The 20,975-nt window shown below is 66.5% G+C and carries 15 protein-coding genes and 3 pseudogenes; 7 read left to right on the top strand and 11 right to left on the bottom strand.

Translation table 11 applies throughout. The annotated features are described in order from the left end of the window. Window positions 1-64 precede the first annotated feature (64 nt). Window positions 65-2,875: an aminomethyl-transferring glycine dehydrogenase gene (gene gcvP / locus ACT89H_RS26125; protein ID WP_445111310.1), complete on the top strand. Its 2,811-nt coding sequence runs from the start codon at window positions 65-67 to the stop codon at window positions 2,873-2,875. 25 nt (window positions 2,876-2,900) lie between these two features. On the opposite strand, the gene ACT89H_RS26120 is transcribed toward gcvP, so the two are convergent. From ACT89H_RS26120 to ACT89H_RS26085, 8 genes are all read right to left on the bottom strand, one after another. Further along, the gene (locus ACT89H_RS26120; protein WP_445111309.1) at window positions 2,901-3,383 is read right to left on the bottom strand and encodes an SRPBCC family protein; all 483 of its coding nucleotides are present in this window, start codon (window positions 3,381-3,383) and stop codon (window positions 2,901-2,903) included. Continuing rightward, on the bottom strand, window positions 3,380-3,721 hold the full coding sequence (locus tag ACT89H_RS26115; RefSeq protein WP_445111308.1) for an ArsR/SmtB family transcription factor: 342 nt from the start codon (window positions 3,719-3,721) through the stop codon (window positions 3,380-3,382). Before ACT89H_RS26115 ends, ACT89H_RS26120 begins: the two co-directional genes overlap by 4 nt. 77 nt (window positions 3,722-3,798) lie before the next feature. Then, complete coding sequence (locus ACT89H_RS26110) at window positions 3,799-5,463, bottom strand: VWA domain-containing protein (protein ID WP_445111307.1); 1,665 nt, start codon at window positions 5,461-5,463, stop codon at window positions 3,799-3,801. 114 nt (window positions 5,464-5,577) lie between these two features. Then, window positions 5,578-5,850: a WhiB family transcriptional regulator gene (locus tag ACT89H_RS26105; RefSeq protein WP_445111306.1), complete on the bottom strand. Its 273-nt coding sequence runs from the start codon at window positions 5,848-5,850 to the stop codon at window positions 5,578-5,580. A 28-nt stretch (window positions 5,851-5,878) separates the two neighbouring features. Continuing rightward, window positions 5,879-6,424 carry an HNH endonuclease gene (locus ACT89H_RS26100; protein WP_445111305.1) on the bottom strand — a complete coding sequence of 182 codons (546 nt, stop codon included), beginning with the start codon at window positions 6,422-6,424 and terminating at the stop codon, window positions 5,879-5,881. A 54-nt stretch (window positions 6,425-6,478) separates the two neighbouring features. After that, window positions 6,479-6,673, bottom strand: a complete 195-nt coding sequence (locus ACT89H_RS26095) for a hypothetical protein (RefSeq protein WP_445111304.1) — start codon at window positions 6,671-6,673, stop codon at window positions 6,479-6,481. Between the two features lie 65 nt (window positions 6,674-6,738). Beyond that, window positions 6,739-7,275 carry a DM13 domain-containing protein gene (locus ACT89H_RS26090; protein ID WP_445111303.1) on the bottom strand — a complete coding sequence of 179 codons (537 nt, stop codon included), beginning with the start codon at window positions 7,273-7,275 and terminating at the stop codon, window positions 6,739-6,741. Window positions 7,276-7,354: 79 nt separating this feature from the next. Continuing rightward, window positions 7,355-8,494 carry an acyl-CoA dehydrogenase family protein gene (locus ACT89H_RS26085; RefSeq protein WP_445111302.1) on the bottom strand — a complete coding sequence of 380 codons (1,140 nt, stop codon included), beginning with the start codon at window positions 8,492-8,494 and terminating at the stop codon, window positions 7,355-7,357. An 89-nt stretch (window positions 8,495-8,583) separates the two neighbouring features. Here ACT89H_RS26085 and ACT89H_RS26080 point away from each other — a divergent pair, with 89 nt between their 5' ends. From ACT89H_RS26080 to ACT89H_RS26070, 3 genes are all read left to right on the top strand, one after another. Continuing rightward, entirely contained in the window at window positions 8,584-9,279 is a 696-nt protein-coding gene (locus ACT89H_RS26080) for a winged helix-turn-helix transcriptional regulator (RefSeq protein WP_445111301.1), read from the top strand. Between the two features lie 570 nt (window positions 9,280-9,849). After that, complete coding sequence (locus ACT89H_RS26075; protein ID WP_445111300.1) at window positions 9,850-12,027, top strand: malate synthase G; 2,178 nt, start codon at window positions 9,850-9,852, stop codon at window positions 12,025-12,027. Window positions 12,028-12,633: 606 nt separating this feature from the next. Further along, on the top strand, window positions 12,634-12,933 hold the full coding sequence (locus ACT89H_RS26070) for an IS3 family transposase (RefSeq protein WP_445111349.1): 300 nt from the start codon (window positions 12,634-12,636) through the stop codon (window positions 12,931-12,933). A gap of 222 nt (window positions 12,934-13,155) precedes the next feature. On the opposite strand, the gene ACT89H_RS26065 is transcribed toward ACT89H_RS26070, so the two are convergent. Then, complete coding sequence (locus tag ACT89H_RS26065) at window positions 13,156-16,983, bottom strand: alpha/beta fold hydrolase (protein WP_445111299.1); 3,828 nt, start codon at window positions 16,981-16,983, stop codon at window positions 13,156-13,158. Between the two features lie 186 nt (window positions 16,984-17,169). Here ACT89H_RS26065 and ACT89H_RS26060 point away from each other — a divergent pair. Together ACT89H_RS26060 and ACT89H_RS26055 are read left to right on the top strand one after the other, a co-directional pair. After that, window positions 17,170-17,844: pseudogene (locus ACT89H_RS26060) on the top strand (IS256 family transposase); the annotation flags it as partial. Window positions 17,845-17,853: 9 nt separating this feature from the next. Then, window positions 17,854-18,825, top strand: a pseudogene (locus ACT89H_RS26055) (IS3 family transposase); the annotation flags it as partial. 11 nt (window positions 18,826-18,836) lie between these two features. Here ACT89H_RS26055 and ACT89H_RS26050 read toward each other — a convergent pair. Together ACT89H_RS26050 and ACT89H_RS26045 are read right to left on the bottom strand one after the other, a co-directional pair. Further along, window positions 18,837-19,427: a hypothetical protein gene (locus tag ACT89H_RS26050; RefSeq protein WP_445111298.1), complete on the bottom strand. Its 591-nt coding sequence runs from the start codon at window positions 19,425-19,427 to the stop codon at window positions 18,837-18,839. After that, a complete protein-coding gene (locus ACT89H_RS26045) occupies window positions 19,424-19,711 on the bottom strand; it encodes a hypothetical protein (RefSeq protein WP_445111297.1) in 288 nt (95 codons plus the stop codon). Before ACT89H_RS26045 ends, ACT89H_RS26050 begins: the two co-directional genes overlap by 4 nt. Before the next feature lie 289 nt (window positions 19,712-20,000). Between ACT89H_RS26045 and ACT89H_RS26040 the strand changes: the two are divergent. Beyond that, window positions 20,001-20,904, top strand: a pseudogene (locus tag ACT89H_RS26040) (IS3 family transposase); the annotation flags it as partial. Window positions 20,905-20,975: the final 71 nt, after the last annotated feature.

Genomic DNA, 20,975 nt, shown 5'->3' with positions numbered 1-20,975 from the left:
ACAGAGGGGGAGGGCCGGTACCCGTCGACCGCCCGGTCGACCCCGCCCGACCTTGGGAGCTGTTGTGACTCGCTCGTTCGCCGACCGCCATATCGGACCCGACCGGGAGGAACTGGCCCGGATGCTGGAGGTCGTGGGCGTGTCGTCGCTGGATGAGCTGGCGGCCGTCGCGCTGCCCGCGAGCATCCTGGACGGCGACGGCTCGGCCGGGCTGCCCGCGGCGGGCTCCGAGCACGAGGTGCTCGCCGAACTCGCCGCACTGGCCGCGTCCGATACCGTGGCCACCTCGATGATCGGGCTCGGCTACTACGACACGCTCACCCCGCCGGTGCTGGTGCGTAACCTCCTGGAGAATCCGGCCTGGTACACCGCCTACACGCCCTATCAGCCCGAGATCAGTCAGGGCAGGCTCGAGGCGCTGCTCAACTTTCAGACGATGGTGTCGGAGCTGACCGGCATGGACGTCGCCAACGCCTCCATGCTGGACGAGGCCACCGCCGCCGCCGAGGCGATGACGCTGCTGCGCCGGGCGGGCCGATCGAAATCCTCCCGCCTGGTCATCGACCGCGACCTGTTCCCGCAGACCAGAACGGTCCTCTACACCCGAGCCGAACCGCTGGGCCTGGAGATCGTGGAGGCGGACCTGTCGGCCGGCGTGCTGCCCGACGGAGAGTTCTTCGGTGTGCTGGCGCAGACACCCGGGGCTTCCGGTCGGGTCGTGGACCTGACCGAGATGATCGCCGCGGCACACGACCGGGGCGCCTTGGTCGCGATCGGGGCCGATCTGTTGGCGATGACGCTGATCACGCCGCCCGGTGAGCAAGGCGCCGACGTGTGCTTCGGCACGACCCAGCGCTTCGGTGTCCCGCTCGGTTTCGGCGGCCCGCACGCCGGATACCTCGCGGTGCGGCAGGCGCAGGCCCGTCAGCTGCCCGGCCGTCTGGTCGGCGTCTCGGTGGACGCGGACGGCGCCGTCGCCTACCGGCTCGCCTTGCAGACCCGCGAGCAGCACATCCGCCGGGAAAAGGCGACCTCCAACATCTGCACCGCGCAGGTGCTACTGGCCGTCGTGGCCGCCATGTACGCCTCCTACCACGGCGCCGACGGGCTGCGGGCGATCGCCCGCCGGGTGCACGGGCATGCCGCGGCGATGGCGGCCGGGCTGGACGGCGCGGTCGTGCACGACAGCTTCTTCGACACCGTGCTCGCGCACGTGCCCGGCGGCGCGGAAGCCGTTGTGGCGAAAGCGAAGTCGCGTGGCATCAATCTGCGCGCGGTCGACGCCGACCACGTCGGCATCGCCTGCGACGAGGCGACCACCCACGCGCATGTCGCCGCGGTGCTCGAATCGTTCGGTACCACGGTGTCGGCCGAGCCGGGGGCGCCCGCGCCGGTAGCGGCAATCGAGAACCGGACCTCGGAGTTCCTGACCCACCCCGCGTTCACGAAGTACCGGACCGAGACGGCGATGCTGCGGTATCTGCGCGCACTGTCCGACAAGGACATCGCACTGGACCGCAGTATGATTCCGCTGGGCTCCTGCACCATGAAGCTCAACGCCACGGCCGAGATGGAGGCCATCACCTGGCCCGGTTTCGCACGTGTGCATCCCTACGCGCCGGTCGAGGACGCGCCGGGCCTGCTGAAGGTGATCGCGGACCTGGAACGCTGGCTGTCGGACATCACCGGCTACGACTCGGTGAGCCTGCAGCCCAACGCGGGCAGTCAGGGGGAGTACGCGGGGTTGCTGGCCATCCGCCGCTATCACCTCGATCGCGGCGACACCCAGCGCGACACCTGTCTCATCCCGTCCAGCGCACACGGCACCAACGCCGCGTCGGCGGCGATGGCCGGTCTGCGTGTCGAGGTGGTGAAGTGCCGCGGCAACGGCGACGTCGACCTCGACGACCTACGCGCCAAGATCGCCGATCACGCCGATCGCCTGGCCTGCATCATGATCACCTATCCGTCCACGCACGGCGTCTACGAGCACGAGGTCGCCGAATTGTGCGCGCTGGTGCACGACGCGGGCGGTCAGGTCTACGTGGACGGTGCGAACCTGAACGCCCTGGTCGGCCTCGCCCGGCCGGGCCGGTTCGGAGGTGACGTGAGCCACTTGAACCTGCACAAGACGTTCTGCATCCCGCACGGTGGCGGCGGCCCCGGCGTCGGCCCGGTCGCGGTGCGCGCGCACCTGGCGCGGTATCTGCCCGGCGATCCGCTGGAGGCGGGGTCGCACGCGGTGTCGGCCGCGAAGTACGGCTCGGCCTCGATTCTGCCGATTACCTGGGCCTATATCCGCATGATGGGCGCCGACGGGTTGCGCCGCGCCACGCTGTCGGCGATCGCGTCGGCGAATTACATCGCGCGGCGGCTGGACGAGTACTTCCCGGTGCTCTACACCGGCGAGCGCGGCATGGTGGCGCACGAGTGCATCCTGGACCTGCGCGAGATCACCAAGCGGACCGGCGTCACCGTCGACGATGTGGCGAAGCGCTTGGCGGACTATGGATTCCACGCGCCGACCATGAGTTTCCCGGTGGCCGGTACCTTGATGGTGGAGCCCACCGAGAGCGAGAACCTCGCCGAGCTGGACGATTTCATCGAGGCGATGATCGCGATCCGGGCGGAGATCGACCAGGTCGCCGCGGGCGTGTGGCCGGTGACCGACAACCCGCTGCGCGGCGCGCCGCACACCGCGGCGTCGCTGGTGGGGGAGTGGGACCACCCCTACAGCCGGGAAGTCGCCGTGTATCCCCGAGGTCTCGGGCATGCCAGGGCGAAGGTGTGGCCGCCGGTGCGCCGGATCGACGGCGCCTACGGCGACCGGAACCTGGTATGCGCCTGTCCGCCGCTGGAGGCGTACGCGGACTGAGCGTCGGCCCGGTCGCCCGGCGGGCTCATCGTGCGGCGGCCGCCTTCGCGTAGGTAGTGGTCAGGTCCGGCCAACCACCCGCACTGCCGACGGCGTCGTGCATGGATTCCCAGCCCGGCCCGTGCTTGTCGAAACCGGAGTGCACCAGGGTGACTGCGGTGCGGTCGGGGGTGACGGCTGAGAAGGTGACGTCCACGCGGCTGGCCCGCTCCGGATCGGGGTCGTGCTTCCAGTCCAGTCCGATCTCCCACGAGAACGCGAAGTGGGTCGGCGGCTGCCACACCAGTACCGTGCCCCACGGACATTCGGTGCCGTCGTCTTCGCGGCCGAGGCACCGGCCGCCGACACGTGGCTCGATCACCTCCTCGGCGAGTCGGCCGGTGCCGATATGGTGCGCGCGCGGCCACCAGCTGTCGATGCCGGTGGTGAACACCTCGTAGGCGGTCTCGATGGGTGCGTCGACGACGAGTTCGACGCGTACGTCCTTGTCGCTGGTCTGCTGTGTCATGACTGCTCCTGGTCGATGGCTCGTTCTTCGGCGGCCCGGCGGGCGACTTCGTCCTGGAAAGCCGACATCGCGGCGGTCCAGAACCGGGTGAAGTACACGCGCAGCGCGTCGATACCGGTGGGATTCAGGCGGTACACCCGGCGGGTGCCGACCGCCTCGTGGGTCACCAATCCGGCCTGCTCCAGCACCTTGAGGTGCTGGGACACCGCGGGCCTGCTCACCGGCAGGCCCGCGGCCAGCTGCCCTACCGCGCACGGCCCCTTGCCGAGGCGCTCGAAGATCGTCCGCCTCGTCGGGTCACCCAGCGCGTCCAGCGCGGCATCTCGGTAAGTCCCCACGAACCGTAAGCCTATACTTACCAATAGGGGTTGTCCATAGTCCGGGACGGGAGTCCGTCTTCGGTCGAGGACGCGCGCTACGGCGTGGTGAGTGCCTGGACGACGGCCGAGCCGAAGCCGATGTCGTCGGAGGTGGCCAGCCGGGTGTACTTACCGCCGGTCTGCTGCGCGAGGGTCTGGAGTGTCTGGGTGCGGCTGCCCCCGATCACGATGACGTCGACACGGACCGGTCGGTCGCGGTCGGTCGCGGTGGTGATGTCCGCGGCCAGTTGGGCGCCGGTGACCGTGGACTCGTCGTCGGGGCCGGCGGTGATCAGCAGCACCGAGTTGGTGCGGCCCGGCGTGTACCCGGCGACGGCGCTCTTGTACGCCGCGATCAGGGACGGGTAGGCCGGACCGGACCGGCTCTCGCTCGGACGGACCGAGTTCAACGCGGTACCGATCTTCGTGCGCTGTTCGGTGGTCAACGGGGCGGTGGCGGCGGCCACCTGGTACGGCGTGCTGCCGTCGAGGTTCTTGCCGAAGGTCCACACGCCCAGTCCGAAGTCGGGCGGCATGACCGTCATCGTGGAATTCAGCGCGGCCAGGACGTTCGCCAGTCGCGTCGTGGCGCCCTCCGCGGTACCCATCGACGCCGACACGTCGACCAGGACCGTGGACCGCACGCCGAGCACGGGGTCGGCCAGGGTGGCGCGTACCTTGTCGAGCGCGCCACGGGGCGGGACGGCGGCCGCGGTCTGCGGCGCACCGGCGAATCCGGCCGCGACGAACGCTTGCGCCTGCTCGGGCTTACGCAGGTAGTCGGTGAACCGTCCGGCGATGAGGTTCTGGGTCTTGTCCACCCACGCGCCGGACATCAGCGCGGCCGGGTAATCGGCCACGAGCGCGGACCCGGCGGGGCGAAACGCGACCACGCCGGGCAACCCTTTCAGTTGCTGTTCGGTAGCGGCAACCGCGTGAATGGGCGCGTCCTGCGCCCTGAGCTCCGTCAGCGCGGCCGCGGCGCCGGACGTCTCGGGAGCATCGACGGCGAGCCCGGAGACCGCGGCGACCACCTGACCGGACTGTGCCGCCTGCTCGCTGAGCGGTTCCGCACCCGAGACCGCGGAGCCGACCGCCGTGGCCGCGGCCAGCGTGGCGTCACCCGCGGGCAGGGCCATCCGCAGTCCGCCCCATCCGTTCAGGCCGATATCGCCGAGGGAACCCTGCTGCAACCGCGGCAGGTCCGCCCAGGACACGTCGGCCTGCTCCAGCGCGCGACGCAGGTCATCCGGCACCGCGAGCACGATCGGGCTGGCGGCGATGGGCACCGGCGTGCCCTCGATCAGCCCGGGAACCCGCATGGACTCGATGGATCGGGTCGAATCGGCGATCCACAGCGCCGGTTGCGGGCCGAGCGCCCGGTCCCACGGCTTGCCGCTGGTGAATGCGGCGACGATGGCGGCGGACGGCTGCGCGGTCACATCGACCCGCGCACAGTGGTCGCGCACCTTCGGGTGGGTGGCGTTGTACCCGTCCGCGGCGGCCCGCACCTGCGTAGCGATGCTGGGGTCGGCCGTCACGTACAGCGTCGCGGGCCCTTCCACGCATTCGGCCGCGGCCGCGCTGTCCTGATTCGCCGCGCGATCGCGCAACTGGAACCAGCCGACTACGATCGCGGCCAGTAACGCAACGGCGACCACTGCGATAACCGGACCTTTGCTGACGCCCCGGGATCTGGTTGCGCTGCGATGAGTGCCCACACGCCCCAGTGTATGGTCACACGCACCGGACGACGTCGGCGAGGCTTCCCCGCACGGGTGCAACGCTGTCGCGCTGCTCCGCCGCCGTGCCGGACGGCGCGACGGCGGAATCCCTCACTGGCGGATCACTCGCCCGCGGTCGAACTCGTGCCCGCCCCAGACGCCGGATTGCCCGGTGCGCGCGGCGAATTCACCACAGGCGTCCCGGATCGGGCAGCGCGCGCATACTTCCCGGGCGTAGTCGAAGTCCTGGGACGGGTACGGGAACCAGGCTTCGTGGTTCGGGTCGCCGCGGCAGGCCGCCCGGTGCCACCCTCGGGAATCCGAGAGCGGGAGCAGCTCGGCCAGGGTCAGCTCCGCGACGGCGGAGGTCTCGGTGCGCGTCATCGCGATCTTCTCCTTTCTCGGGTCGTGGTCAGGTCGTGGCGAGTTGCTTCCAGATCCGGCGCTGCTGCCGGATCCGATGGGTGGGTGCCTTCGGCTCCCACAGCAGGCGCATGCCCGCCTCCTCCGGGGTGCGGTCGGCCTTGGCCGTGTTGCACGGCGCGCAGCAGGCCACCAGGTTGCTCCAGGTGTTCGGGCCGCCCCGCGACCGCGGCCGGATGTGGTCGACGGTGCGCGCCCACCCGGCGCAGTAGCCGCACCGGTTCCGGTCGCGGCGCAGCACGCCGGCCAGGGTGGCCCTGCTCTCGTCGTGCACCGGCACAGTGTGCTCGAGGTAGACGTAGCGCAGCAGCCGAATGGTCTGGGGCAGCGCGATTTCCACGTGCCGCGACCGGATCGGGAAATGCGGCTCGCGGTCGGCCACGGTCTCCGCGGCGCCGGCGACCAGCAGCACCACGGCCCGGTCGGCCTTGATCTCGTCGAGAGCCTCGTAGGAGGCGTTCAGGACGAGCACCCCGGTGTGTATCCAAGTGTCGGCGGTAATCGCCGCCTGGTCGGCGGCACAGCGGAACGTCATGGGAATCACCATGTTTCGTGCGAGGTCGAGCGAAGAAGGAGAGCGATGCGGCGATCAGCCGAGGACCTGAAGGCGGCTGTCGTCCGGTTCACCGTGCCGTGCGCGCAACGGCCTGCCGAACGCGTCGCCCGCGGCCGACGATGGCGCCGCCAGGGTGTTCATTCGCTTGGTCGTCTCCGGAATCACTGCCGCCCCTCCTCTCCACTGCTCGGCGACCACCTCGAGACGGTGGCCGGTGTCGACACACATGGTGGCACAGCGTGCCCACTGTTGTCGGGTCATTTTTCGGCTGTGCTGCGGGCGATCACCCGGGGTCAGGCAGGTCGCACTTCGGCCGCGCCGAAGGACACGTCGAACCGGTCGCACCAGATCGCGACGCTGGTCAGCCGGGCCAGGTCGGCCTCGGCGGGGATGGGGTAGTTCTGATCGCCCTGGTTGCCTTTGAGCCGGCCCAGATCGGTGTGGCTGCCGTCGTCGAAGACGAACCATCCGTCGCGGCCCGCGCGCACCGGCGCGTCGGTGAGCCAGACGTGCAGGTCGGGGCCGTCGGACGTGTCGAGGTTCTCCAATCGCAGCACTCTGCTGCCGTCGGGCAGCCGCAGTACGGCGACGGTGCCCGCGGTGGCGTGCTCATGGGAGATGAACGTGCCCCGGGCGATGGTGTGCGGCCGGGATTCGGTGCCGTCCGGACCCGGCGCAGCGGGAGCCGACGGCGCGGCCTCCTGCACGGTGGTGTCGGTGAACAGCCGCCACGGCTGGAACACGGCCAGCCCCGCGCCCAGGCCCACGATCAACAGCACCACAACGGCCCACGTGATCGGCGATCGAGCGATGGCCCGTGTGGACACCATGGCTTCTCCTCGGAGTGTCAGTAAACTCGCCCCCATTCGATTATGGGGGCGAGTGGGGTGGCGTTCGACCGAAAAGACGTCATCCGATCGGAGTGTGTCCGAGTGACACGTGACCGGTGAAGTGGGTCTGCTTTGCCCGGGGCAGCGGATGGAACAGGCAGCCGTGCACGTCGCGGTAGCGCATCTCCAACTCGCATTCCCGCGAATAGCCCAGACCACCAACGGTTTCGATGGCCAAACGCACCGTGCGCACCAGTGCGTCCGCCGCGGCGGTCTTGCGGCTGAGCGTCCGGCTCGCGTAGTGATCGGTGTCGGCGAATCGCAGGTTCTGCGACCCGGTGAACATGGCCTCGACGAGATCGCCCGCGGTGGTGTGTGCGGTGACCATCTCGCCCGCCAATTGGACGGTCGGCGCGTCGGCCCGCCCGGCGGCCAGCGTGGTCGCGAGCTGGACCGCGCCGTCGGCGATACCGAGGTAGGCCGCCATCACCAACGGCATCGCCGCGCCGATCACGACGTTCAGCAGCGGCGGCCACACGGACGCCGGGCGGATCAGCGACACCGCCGCGTCGGGCACGAACACCCCCTCGAGTACCACGGTGTGCGAACCACTTGCCCGCAAACCCAAAGTGTCCCAGGTCTTCTCGATCCGGACCCCGTCGGCTGCGAACGGAATGGCGCAGTGCAGCACCTGCGGCCCGTCGGGCGCGTCGTCCCAGCGCACGCTGGTCACCAGGACGGTGCCCGCCTCGCATCCGCTGGCAGGCGCTTTGCGCGCGTGCACCCGGTAGCCACCCTCGACCCGCTCGGCTCGGCCGTTGGAGCCGACCCAGTCGGATGCGCCGGTGCTGACCAGGATCGCGCCGGCGACCACCTTGGCGAACAGCGGTGCGGCATCGATGCCGTGGTTGTGCCGCCACAGCTGGGCGGCGACCAGGTGGGTGTGCATCGCGAAGGCGACCGCGGTGGAAGGGTCGTGGCGGCCGAGCTCGCGCAGGATCGCGCCCATCTCGCGGTGGGTGACCCCGCCGCCGCCGAACTCGGTGGGGACGAGTGCCGCGGACAGCCCGCTGTCGCGCAGCAAGTCGAACGCGGCGAGGGAGATCTCGCCGGAGTGGTCTCGTTCGGCGACCTCGGGTCGCAGGGTTTCGCCGACGCGGCGTGCGCGGCCGATCCAGTCGGTGGTGGTGTCGGTGGGGGCAGGAGCTGTAGTGGTCATGTTTCGAAGTTAGGAACGGCCGCGATAACCGGATAGTGCAGAAAGTGGACCGCCCCGGTCCAGAAACGAGACCGCGTTCGCGAGGTGCCATGACGAGTTCGACGCCGAGTTACGGCCAGTACTGCCCGATCTCCCGGGCCCTCGACGTGGTGGGTGAGCGCTGGTCGCTGCTGATCCTGCGTGATCTGCTGCTGGGCACCATCCGGTTCAACGACCTCGCCCGCGGCCTACCCGGCCTGTCGCGCAGCCTGCTCGCAAAACGCCTGCGGCAGTTCGAGCGAGCCGGGCTCGTGGAGAAGATGGCCGGGGAGTACCTGCTCACCGACGCCGGGCGGGAGCTGGAGCCGGTCCTGTTCGGGCTCGGCGAATGGGGTGCGCGCTGGAGTTTCGGCGCACCGCTCGACGACGAGCGCGACCCCGCCCTGCTGGTGTGGTGGATGCACACCAGGGTCGACACCTCGTCGTTTCCGGGCCGTCGCCACGTGCTGCAGGTGCGTTTCACCGACGACCCGCGCCGATTCTGGATCGTGATCGAGGCCGGTGTGCCCTCGGTGTGCGAATCCGATCCCGGCTATCCGGTGGACGTCGCGATCAGCTCCGATGTCGCCTCGCTCTACCAGGTGTGGCTGGGGCGGCTGCCGTTGGCGCATGCGCTGCGGACGGGTCGGGTGGCGTTCACCGGCTCGCCCGCGCTCACCCGCCGGATGCCATCGGTGCTGCGGCTCAGTCCTGTTGCCGAGTACGCGGACACCTCGCACCTCGAGGCGCCCCGGCGCGCGTCCTGACCTCCGGCTTGCGGAGATCGCATGATGCACCCGCCTACCGGGTCTGCGCCACGACGATGCCCTCGCCCTCGACGCCCAGCAGGCGATCGGCGGGAACGCGGACTCCGCGTTGGAGTCGAACCACTTCCCGCTGTTTATCACCCACTCGTCGCCGTCGCGCACCGCGCCGGGGCGCAAGAGCGTCGGGTCCGAGCCGCCGGGGGTTCGGCCATCACGTAGTCGGGCCGATCTCCCCGGCCGACAGCGGCTCGAGTCCGGCGACTTTTGCCCACTCTGTCGGCCCGCTCGCCGAACATCGTGTCGCCGGGCGCGACCGGGCCCGCCGTACCACGCGGTGGGTGCGTTGTCGGTGGCACCGTGACTGCTGTAATTCGGCCGCGCGCTACGATCGAGGAGCTGTCCGGCCGACCGCCGACGGCTCATGACCCGCCGGGTGCTCGACCAGCTCGCATCGGCGTGGCGGACGGATTCGGGCACAGGCCCTGGGCGACTCGGCGCGCGGCGACACCGCTACCCGCGGGTAACATGGCACTGTTTTCCCACTCGGCTTTCTCGGAAGTGAGGCAGTAGATGACAGAGCGGATTCAGGTCGGCGGGCTCCAGGTGGCACGCGTTCTCCACGAGTTCGTCGAGAACGAGGCGCTCCCCGGTTCCGGCGTGGATTCCGCCGCGTTCTGGGCCGGCGCCGAGCAGGTCATCAATGATCTCGCTCCACGCAACCGCGCTCTGCTGGCCGAACGCGACGAGATCCAGGGCAAGGTCGACGCCTGGCACGCGGAGCACCCCGGCGCCAACTACGACAAGGCGGCCTACAAGCACTTCCTGACCGAGATCGGTTATCTGCGGCCGGAGCCCGCCGATTTCCAGATCACCACCCAGAATGTGGACGAGGAGATCGCCGCCACCGCGGGACCGCAGCTGGTGGTGCCGGTGATGAACGCCCGTTTCGCCATCAATGCCGCCAACGCGCGCTGGGGTTCGCTGTACGACGCGCTCTACGGCACCGACGCCATCTCCGAGGCGGGCGGCGCGGAGAAGGGCGCCGGCTACAACAGGGTGCGCGGCGACAAGGTCATCGAGTGGGCGCGCAACTTCCTCGACGACTCGGTCACCCTGATCACCGGTTCGCACATCGGCTCGACGTCCTACAAGATCGTCGACGGCGAGCTGGAGGTCGGCCTGGAGGACGGCACCAGCATCGGTCTGGCCGACGCCTCGCAGCTGGTCGGCTACCTCGGCGACCCGGAGGCGCCGAGTTCAGTGCTGCTCGCGCACAACGGTCTGCACATCGAGATCCAGATCGACCCGCAATCCCCGATCGGCAGCACCGACACCGCGGGCGTCAAGGACATCGTGCTGGAGTCCGCGGTCACCACGATCATGGACTTCGAGGACTCGGTCGCTGCCGTGGACGCCGAGGACAAGGTGCTCTGCTACCACAACTGGCTCGGGCTGATGAAAGGCGACCTCGCGGAGAAGGTCACCAAGGGCGAGAAGACCTTCACCCGCACCATGAACCCCGACCGTGTGTACACCGCGCTGGACGGCGGCGAGCTGGTGCTGCACGGCCGTTCGCTGCTGTTCGTGCGCAACGTCGGTCACCTGATGACCTCGGACGCGATCCTGGACGCAGAGGGCAACGAGGTGCCCGAGGGCATCATGGACGGGTTGATCACCTCGCTGATCGCCAAGCACAGCCTGGCCGACGACGTGCAGTTGCGCAACAGCCGCACCGGCTCGGTCTACATCGTGAAGCCGAAGATGCACGGCCCGGACGAGGTCGCGTTCACCAACGAGCTGTTCGGCCGGATCGAGGACGTGCTCGGGCTGGAGCGCAATACGCTCAAGGTCGGCATCATGGACGAGGAGCGCCGCACCACGGTGAACCTGAAGGCCTGCATCCAGGCCGCCGCCGAGCGGGTGGTGTTCATCAACACCGGCTTCCTGGACCGTACCGGCGACGAGATCCACACCTCCATGGAGGCCGGGCCGATGGTCCGCAAGGCCGATATGAAAACCCAGCAGTGGATCCTGTCCTACGAGGACTGGAACGTCGACACCGGTCTCGCGGCGGGCCTGCCCGGCAAGGCGCAGATCGGCAAGGGCATGTGGGCCATGCCGGATCTGATGGCCGACATGCTCACCCAGAAGATCGGTCATCCGCGCGCGGGCGCCAACACCGCGTGGGTGCCCTCGCCCACCGCCGCCACCTTGCACGCGACGCACTACCACCGGGTCGACGTGTTCCAGCGGCAGCAGGAGATCGCAAAGGGCGGTCGCCGTGCCACGGTCGACGAGATCCTGGAGATCCCGCTGGCCGCCACGCCGAACTGGACCGACGAGGAGAAGCGTCAGGAGCTGGACAACAACTCCCAGTCCATCCTCGGCTATGTCGTGCGCTGGATCGACCAGGGCGTCGGCTGCTCCAAGGTGCCCGACATCAAGGACGTCGCGCTCATGGAAGACCGTGCGACCCTGCGCATCTCCAGCCAGCTCATGGCCAACTGGCTGCGGCACGGCATCGTCACCGCCGAGGAAGTGGTCGAGAGCCTGGAACGGATGGCCCCGGTCGTCGACCGGCAGAACGCGGGTGACCCGAACTACCAGGCGATGGCGCCCGACTTCGCGGGCAGCGTCGCGTTTCAGGCGGCCAAGGAACTCATCCTGGAAGGCACCAAGCAGCCCAACGGATACACCGAGCCGATCCTGCACCGCCGTCGGCGTGAGGCCAAGGCCGCGTGCAAGTGAGTGATGTTCAGTGATTGAAAAGTAGCTTCTGACAGCTCTTTTCGCATTGAGGCCCCTCACCTGGAACACCAGGTGAGGGGCCTCTGTAATCACGGCAGATCAGCTCGGATACCGGCCCGTCACGCTCAAAACGGTCACAAAAACGGTCACGCGCGGGACGTGCGGTCGGTGTCAGAAAGCGATGCCCTACCAGCGCCGATGGCTGCCGCCATCCATGATGAGTACGGTCGTGGCGTGCGGACACAAAGTGTCGTAATAGTTCAGGAGGCCGCCGACCGAAACTTCGCGTTGGCTATGGGGCCGGTGCCATATCGACCTACGCCCAGCGGTCTGCGTAGGTCGAGACGGCGCGATCCTGGTCGCAAGCGATTCCGAGATTCCGACCTTCGGTCCACGCGACCGTATGCGGTCCCTTGGCCGCCGGTCATAGCAGCACCAGCTCGGCGCCGCACGCAGGCGGCTGTTACGCGCAGGGTATGTTCTAGTCTGGTGCGCTCTGTTATCCCCAGCCCGGCGGGTTCGGCCGAGGTTGGCGCGGCTGAAGAAGGCAACCACTGGCTGACGACAAATCCGCGCGCTTGGCCGAGGTGAAGAACCCGGCCGGGAATCGCAGCACATGCCCACCGAGCGAGACAGGTTCGCCTCGATTCTTTTCTGGGCAGAATGCAAACCGAACTACTCAACAGGCAACGATGGCGAACCAGGATCGAACTCGCCAAAGCGATCTTCGAATATCTCGACCTCTTCGACAACCGCCAACGCCACCACTCTGCCCCGGGCATGCGGACACCGATCGAGTACGAGATGATTCAACCACCCATCCAACCGTGGCCTGAAGTCCAGCACCCCGACTCCACGAAACCGGGGAATATCCCGTCCCCGCACGCACGGGGCCATAGTATTTAAACCTGCGATTACGTGACACAGGTTCCAGTTTTCTGAAGATGCCTCGAAAGTACCTAAAACGACCGAGCAAATGATTGTTTCGCCTATGCTCCTCTTTGGTCGAGTCTCTCGGTGAGCGGTCTCTGCAGAAACAGCAGCCGTTTGGTGTGCGCCCCGTGCCCGCATCCTGATCGAATTGCTGGAGTCCGGCCACGCTGAGATGGTTGGGCCAGCGGTCGGCAGTCACTGTTGTCTGAACTGGGTCAGCCAGCTGTCCAGCTGGCTGGCGAGGAGTTGGGGTGATCCAATCAGTGCTTGAAGAGCATTGGGAGTGTCGACCAGTTTTGCGAGGACCTTGGCTTCCCCTTGGCGATTGCCGAGCGCGCGGTAGAGGTTCAACGCCTGCTGATACAACTTGACCGCCGCCGTATGGTCGCCACTCGCACGACGCACTTGCCCAAGTTCGTAAAGGATTCCGGCTTCTGCAGTCCGTCTGCCGATGTCGCGGTAGATGCCCAGAGCCTGTAGATACAGTCCCTTCGCGATGGCGTACTCGCCAAGCGCAAAGTGGATTGCGGCGCGGTCACGTATCGTGAGGGCTTCACCGTTCCGGTTGTCGAGTTCGCGGTAGATGGCCAAGGCCCGCTGCAACAACTCTATCGCCGCGCGATAGCTGCCGCTTATGTGCCGCACACTACTGAGTGCGCGTAGGGCTTCGGCTTCACCGTGCCGTCTGCCGATTTTGCGGTAGATGTCCAGCGCGTTCTCGAGCAGCTTCTTCGCAGCCGGATACTCACCGTTCACCTGCCGCCCGACGCCGAGCAGCTGTAGGGCCTCGGCTTCACCGCTACGGTTGCCGATGTCGCGGTAGATGTCCAGCGCCTGCTGGAACAGCTCCTGTGCGAGCAGATACTCCTTGAGCACGTAGCGGATCACGCCGAGCGAGTTCAAGGAAGCGGCTTCACCGCTACGGTTGCCAATGTCGCGGTAGATGTCCAGCGCCTGCTGATATAGCTCTTCCGCGAGCGGATACTCATCTAGCGCGTAGCGGATCACGCCTAGCATGTGCAGGGAGTCGGCTTCACCGCGGCGGTTGCCGATGTCGCGGTGGATGTCCAGCGCCTGCTGGACCAACTCCAACGCGAGCGGATACTCACCGAGAGCGGAGCGGATCAGACCAAGTGCGCGTAGGGAGTCGGCCTGACCGCGGCGGTCACCGATGTCGCGGTAGATGTCCAGCGCCTGCTGGATCAACTCCAACGCGAGCGGATACTCATCGAGAGCGGAGCGGATCCCGCCGAGCTGGTGGAGGGAGTCGGCTTCACCGCGGCGGTCACCGATGTCGCGGTAGATGTCCAGCGCCTGCTGGACCAACTCCAACGCGAGCGGATACTCATCGAGAGCGGAGCGGATCATGCCGAGCGAGTGCAGGGAGTCGGCTTCACCGCGGCGGTTGCCGATGTCGCGGTAGATGTTCAGCGCCTGCCGATACTGCTGATCGGCGACGGGATGCTCATTGAGCCTGGAGTGGATCACGCCGAGCGAGTGCAGGGAGTCGGCTTCACCGCGGCGGTTGCCGATGTCGCGGTAGATGTCCAGCGCTTGCTGGAACAGGTCCTGGGCGAGGGGATTTTTATCGAGCCTGGAGTGGATCATGCCGAGCGAGTGCAGGGCTGCGGCTTCTCCGCGGCGGTTGCGGATGTCGCGGTGGATGTCCAGCGCTTGTTGGAACAGTTCCTGGGCGAGGGGATACTCATCGAGCGAGTATCGGATCCCGCCGAGCTGGTGGAGGGAGTCGGCTTCTCCGCGGCGGTTGCGGATGTCGCGGTGGATGTCCAGCGCTTGTTGGAACAGTTCCTGGGCGAGGGGATACTCATCGAGCGAGTATCGGATCCGGCCGAGCTGGTGGAGGGAGTCGGCTTCTCCGCGGCGGTTGCCGATGTCGCGGTGGATGTCCAGCGCTTGTTGGAACAGTTCCTGGGCGAGGGGATACTCATCGAGCGAGTATCGGATCCGGCCGAGCTGGTGGAGGGAGTCGGCTTCTCCGCGGCGGTCACCGATTTGGTGCGCGGCGGTGGCAGCGCTGTGGTGAAGAGCGATGGCCAGTGTCCAGGGGCCGTCATCGTGAAGCAGTTCCGCGAGAATACGGGTAAGCGCGACGACTCGTGTTGGCTGGCTGTGGGATACGGTGTAGTTGAGGCAGGCCAGCAGATTCTCGCGTTCTATCCGCACCCACCTCAACGTCGCCTGGTCGGGATCATTCCCGATGGTTTGGTAGTGGTCGAGGAGCCGGTCGGTAGCGCCGATCTGGTCTTCGATCGGGTCGTCCTCGGCCAGCGTGTTGGCGTATTCGCGCAATAGGTCATGGAGTCGGTAACGGCCGGGGCCGATCTCATCGAGCATGTGGTCGGTGTAAAGCGCGTCGAGTTCGTAGCGTGCGGTCTCAGCAGCGATGCCAGCAAGAGCTGCGACTGCGTTAGTTTCGAGGCCCGGACCCAGATGCAGCCCCAATCGCCGGAACAATTGCTGCCGCCTGACAGGCAGATCCTCATACGACAGAGTGAACGAGGCCCGCAGCGCCCGGTGACGCGCATCGAGGTCGATGTGGGTGAGACGGTTCTTGGCAGCGGCGAAATCGGTGGCCAGAGCGGGAATCGTCCAGGTTGGGTGTTGCGCAAGTCGTCCGGCAAGCAGTGCGATCGCCAACGGCAGGTATCCGCACAAGCGCACGATTTGGCCGACCGCGTTCAGATCGTCATCGGTGGGAGCGCGGCCCGCCGCCGTACAGAACAGATTTACCGCAGCGTCGGGGGCAAGGGTGTCCACAGAGACCATCACCGCCGCCTCAAGCGCACTCAAGCGCCGCCTGCTGGTGATCACCGTCAAACATCCCGGCCCCGATGGCAGCAACGGTTCGACCTGAGCCGGGTCGAGCGCGTCATCGAGCACCAGCAACACGCGCCGGTCTCGGACTCGGTCCAGCCACAGATCTTGGCGGGCACCGATAGATTCGGGAATCGCGCTCGGCTCGACACCCAGATTGGTCAACAGGCGTGCCAGCATGTCGGTCGGTTCGGCAGATGCCTGTCCAGGAGTGTGGGCGTTGAGGTCGACGAAGTAGCGGCCATCGGGAAACTGGTCAGCCAGCAGATGTGCGACTCGAGTCACCAGCGCGGTCTTACCCGCACCAGCCATACCATCCACCGCGATCACCCGGGTGATATCGGCGGCGGCAAGGATTTGCTGTATTTCGTCATCACGCCCGACAAGCCTATCCAGATCAGGGCGCAACGTGTCGGTCACTCCCGCATGTGGCGGAGGACGTTGCTGATTCCCGTCCTGCCGCCGCCGCTGGTGATCGGTGACCGCATGGTTGATACGGTTTTTCAACGTGAGATAGCTGCGGTGACGTGCCGAGTCGGGACGAATGATCGAGAAATGGTCCCCAGGCAAGGCGCCTACGAACCGGTCAGGAAACACCGACCTGGCCGACTGCGGCAACACGACTCCGTCGCTCTCGCCTGCATACAGCCACATCGGAATTCGCATCGCTGGATCCTCGGCGTGCACGATTCGGTTCAGGACCTCCTTGCGGTTGGCGGTGATGTCCCGGTTGATCGGACGCAGCGCGCGTTCCTGTCGGTTACGTAGCCTCGGCACCAGCGACACCCACCGGCGCGTGGAGAACAGCAGCAGTGATCCCTCGTTCGGGCAGGAGAACATCACGATCCCCGCGATCGACTCCAACTCCTCGGTAGTCCCTCCCCGAACTCGATCCGCCAGATACTGCTGCACCACCAACCCACCCATGCTGTGAGTCACTAGCACCACCGGGCGTCCTGCGGGAATCTCGTTCACGAGCTTCACTCGCAAACTTTCGGCTACATCGGACAACCCCGGAATCCGCCGCAACGGGTGCAACTGGAACGCCCGAGTGTCGTAGGCGAACTTCTCCACCTCGACATCACCAGCGAATTCCACATCGCCAGCGATCACCTCGTCGAACGCCTTCCAAGTATCCTCCCCAGACAAAAACCCGTGGATGAACACCACACTCGCCTGCGAACCCACAACGCCTCCTGGCCCGCCGATTTCGGCCTCCCCGACCGTATTCGAGGGCACTACCGGCTCACCAATCATCGTGACCGAAAGACCAGCGTTACGCACCCCATTCACCTGGGTTTCCGGTCAACGGTGTTTCCGGCCTGATTCGCTGACCGGATGGTCAGCGGGAAGGTGCTGTGATGACGGCACTTGATGCCGCGGCGAAGAAGAAGGCCGAGGCCTCGGTCGAGCAGCTGGCAGCGGCGGATAGGTGCGGATGGCCAAACGGAGGGTTTGTCCCCGACAGGGCCGGAGGGGCTGCTCCAGCAGTTCACCAAGACCGTCCTCGAGACCGCGCTGAACGAGGAGATGGCCGAGCACCTGGGATACGAACGCAACCAGGCGCCCGAGGGCCGGGAATCGGCGAATGTGCGTAATGGGACCCGGTCCAAGACGGTGTTGACCGAGACGACCGGGCCGGCGCCGACCGAGGTGCCCCGCGACCAGGACGGCAGCTTTCAACCGCAGATCGTGAAGAAGCGGCAGCGCCGATTGGCCGGGGGGGTCGATGAGGTCGTGCTGTCGCTGTATGCGAAAGGCCTCACAACCTGGGAGATTTCGGCGCGTTTCGCCGAGATCTACGGCGCGTCGGTGTCCAAGGAGACGGTCGCCCGGATCACCGACAAAGTCGTCGCGGAGATGCAGGAATGGTCAAGCCGACCCCTGGACGAGGTCTATGTCGCGATCTTCATCGACGCACTGGTCGTGAAGGTGCGGGACGGTCAAGTCGCCAACCGGCCGATATACGCCGCGATCGGGGTCACCGTGACCGGGGAGAAGGACATCCTCGGCCTGTGGGCCGGCAACGGTGGTGAAGGCGCGAAGTTCTAGCTCAGCGTGGAGTTCCACCGCGCCGTGGTCGCGGTCACCCGCACGGCGAGCTCCCGTTGATGCAGATCACGAAGGACTTCGGGATCTCGCAGAGTTGCGTGAAGAACTGGGTGAAACAAGCCGATATCGCCGACGGGCATCGGCCGGGCGCGTCTGGGGACGAGTCGGTCGAGCTGCGGGAAGCGCGCAAGCGGATCCGGCGGCTGGAGCAGGAAGCCGAGGTCCTGCGGCGAGCGGTCGGCTATCTGTCACGGATATCAACCCAAAATGATGTACCCGCTGGTCCTCGACCTGGCCGCCGACAAGATCCCCTGTCGCGGGACCTGCCGGGTACTCGGCTTCACCCCGCAAGCATTCTGCAAATGGCGCAAGAACCCTGTCTCACAGCGTGACTGGGATGACGCGCATCTGATCGACGCCGCGATCGACATCCACGCCGACGATCCGGCATTAGGGTAATCGGTTCATCGCCGACGAGCTGCCCGGCCGCGGTATCACCGCTGGGGTGAACCGGGTGGGCCGCTTGTGTTCGCAGCAGCGGATCTGGAGGGTGTTCAACAAGAAACGCGGGCTGAACCGCAGGGCCGGCCCACCGGTGCACGACGATCTCCTCGGGCGGCGATTCGCCGCAGCAGCACCCGACGAGGTGTGGCTGACCGACATCACCGAGCACCACACCAGCGAGGGCAAGCTGTACCTGTGTGCGGTCAAAGACGTGTTCTCCAACCGCATCGTCGGTTACTCGATCTATTCGCGGATGAAGGCGTCGCCGGCGGTGTCGGCGCTACGGAACGCTGTTGCGGTGCGGTCACCGCAGGAAACGATCGTACACTCGCACGGGTTGAACCCGAGCAATACACGTCGAAGGAATTCGCCGATTTCTGCGCCGCCAAGGCTGTGCATCGGTCCCTCGGCCGGACAGGATCGTGCTTCGATAATGCCGTATCGGATTCTTCTTCGCCACTTACGAGAAAGAACTCGTGCACTGGCTAATGCGCTACGAACCACCAAATAAGCACAGGTGATCGCAGGGCCCCGGGCTTCTCATGCCTCTGACGGTCCAGATCGACTGCCATCCGGTTGGTGTACTGGATGAACAGCTGCGATGGCAGCAGATGGTGCTCCTTTTGCCAGCTCGCGAGCTCAACGGGGGTGGACCAGCTCTTGGATACCATTTCGTAGGTGTCGTAGAAGGTTTGGATCCATTGCGCGGGGAAGAATGACTCGTCAGACATGGGGCAATCAACGGACACGGTGTTCTTCCGGTCAGCAAATAGGGCCCACGCGGGAGGTCGGACGTTGCTGGGAGAGGATCTGCCAGTTGCGATCTGTAACTCAAGCGATAACGTCTCCGATGCCGAGCCGAGGACATCAGACAGCGCGTGGAGGCATCTGTCGGCCGTCGTTCGATAGTTGAGTCTCGCTGCTTGCCAGACCACCATGTAGACAACGACAAGCCCAACCGCGACGACAATGGCAATACCCCGTTTGGTAAGCACGGTGCCGTAAATGAAATCTCGGCCGACTTGGAAGATAGTTGAGTGATGGCCAGCTTCGGCACGCTGGTTATGGAAACTCATGGTGAACGATCGCCAATATTGCCGTTGAGCTTCAAGTCATTGCCTGCCATAAGCACATTCGCGTTATCGCCAGCCTTGACCGACTGATTCGTCTCTCTGTACTCGGACGACGAGGAGTTCCTGAGGTTCTGCCAAGGGAAGGTCAGCAGCACGCCAAGTAGCAGCAGGGCGCCGAGGCACATCAGCACCCAACGCGGCCAGGATGTCAGGACGGGCGGCAGGCTAATCGCAATCGCGATCAGCGCCAAAATGGTTGTGCCAAGCCATGGCCAATACCTTTGCATGTCACGGGCTCCTTGCCGCGCTGCGGTCTCCCCAGTTGCCGCCATCGTCTCACAGGTTGGCAATGGACTCCACCGGAATGTGCAGTTGAAGGGCGCGTTGCCCATGAGCTGACCACTGGTTCGCCCTGATGCGTTCCTGGTTGGCACTTCCGTGTGGGCCTTGGCTGTGCTCACTGCAGCCTCTTCGGCGGCGGCTCGCTGTCGAATCGCAGCGGCGCTCAAGTGACAGTGGTCTGAACCGTCCTGGACTGGTTGGAGGCTCCCGTTTTGGCGAGAGAGACTGTCAGTTATGGGTGCACCACGGAAGTTCGACGAGGAGACTTGTGCTCGAGCAGCACGGATGCACCAGGACCGGATCCGCGAGTACGACGAGTCAAATGGCCGCGGCGCGCGGGCATGTGGGCGCGTTGCTGGATATCAAGCCGGCGACGCTGCGGAACTGGGTCGAGAAGACCGAACAATCGGCCGACGATCCTGAGCCGGCGTCGGTGTCGGAGTCCGAGGAGCTGACGGCCCCGCGCCGCGAGGTGGCCGAATTGCGGAACTACGCCGCGAAGAAGCGCGGCATCAGCGCTGCGGTCTGGGCTGACGCACACGCGGTTGACGCGTTGTTCGACCTGTGGACGGCCGGCCGGCGCGTCTACGGGATACGCAAACTCTGGCACGCCGCCTGCCGCGCCGGCCACAACCTCGGCCGCGACCAGGTCGCGCGGCTGATGCGGCCGGCCGGGATCGGCGGGGCCGTGCGCGGGCGGCGCACCACGATCACCACCTAACGCGACCGCGACCAGCCCGCGCGGCACCTGGACCTGATCGGGCGGGCCTGGTCGCAACCCGTTCGGCTGGATCAGTGGTGGGTCGCCGATTTCACCTACTGCTGGACACTGGCCGGGTTCTGCTACACCGCGTTCTGCGTCGACGTGTACTCACGCCGCGTCCTCGGCTGGCGGGTGCTGACCAGGAAGACGACCCCGGTGGTGACCTCGGTGCTCGAGCAAGCCTTCTTCACCCGCCGCAGAACCGATTTCCGTCTCACCGCAAGAGGTTTGGATCATCACTCCGACGCCGGAAGTCACTATACGTCGCTGGCCTTCACCGAAACGCTGCGAGGCTCGGGTATCGCCGGGGCCATCCGCAGCGTCGGCGGTGCCCTCGATAATGCCCTCATGGAATCGGTGATCGGGCCTTACAAACCGAGCTCAGACCAACTCAGCCGAGGTGGCCTGAACCCGAGTCTCTACCGGATCCAGGACGGTTCAGAAAG

The organism is Nocardia aegles, assembly GCF_052545135.1.
Note: the sequence above shows the minus strand (reverse complement) of the source record. Positions and strands in the feature narration are given on the sequence as shown.